General features: G+C 64.5%; 1 protein-coding gene. It reads right to left on the reverse strand.

Annotation, left to right across the window (positions count from 1 at the left end; all coding sequences use genetic code 11):
* On the reverse strand, window positions 1–957 hold a 957-nt coding region (locus tag IB274_RS29445; protein WP_192436293.1), incomplete at both ends, for an Ig-like domain-containing protein.

Consider the following 957-nt stretch of genomic DNA (forward strand, 5'->3'; position numbering starts at 1 on the left):
CACGTCGACGGTGTAAGGACGGTTGGCCGTGACACTGCTCTGGTTGCCGGCCGCATCATGGGCCACCAGGGTAGCGTCGATGCTGCTGCCCTTGGCCAGGTCGGTGCCCGATACCTGCACGCTCCAGGATCCATCGGCCGCTACCTGGGCACTGTAGGCAGTGCCATTGAGGCTGAAGGTCACCAGGTCGCCAGCCTTGAACTCGCCACCGGCCTTGCCGCTGACGGTCTGGTTGGTCGCGGCTTCCGCGGCGTTGACGATGTCATCACCGGCGATCACGTTGACGCTCAGGGTGGCGACCGGTGCGGTGACGTCCACGGTGAAGCTGCGATCGGCTTCGATGCTGCTCGCATTGCCAGCCGCATCGTGAGCCACCAGGGTGGCGTGGATGCCGGTGGCCTTGGCCAGGTCGGAACCGGCTACCTCGACGCTCCAGTTACCTGCAGCATCTACAGCAGCGCTGTAGGTGGTGCCGTTGAGCTCGAGGCTGACCAGATCGCCGGCCTTGAACTCGCCACCGGCCTTGCCGCTGATGGTCTGCTGGATGGCTGCTTCGGCGGCGTTGACGATGTCGTCACCGGCCACGGCGTTGATGGTCAGGGTCGCGACCGGTGCAGCCAGGTCGACACTGTACGGACGGTTGCTGAGTACCTCGGTGGCGTTACCCGCACCATCGTGGGCTACCAGGGTGGCGTTGATGCTGCTGCCCTTGGCCAGGTCGGCACCGGCTACCTTGACGCTCCAGGTGCCATCGGCCGCTACGTCGGCGCTGTAGGCAGTGCCGTTGAGGGTGAAGGTCACCTTGTCACCGGCCTTGAAGTCACCGGTGGCCTTGCCACTGATGGTCTGCTCGGCCTTGGACTCGTCGATGTTGACGATGTCGTCACCGGCGATGACGTCGATGATCAGACCGGCAATCGGTTCCTCGATCTTCACCTCGTACGCATGCTTGGCGGT

Source organism: Pseudomonas sp. PDM18 (genome assembly GCF_014852585.1).
Taxonomy (GTDB): Bacteria; Pseudomonadota; Gammaproteobacteria; order Pseudomonadales; family Pseudomonadaceae; genus Pseudomonas.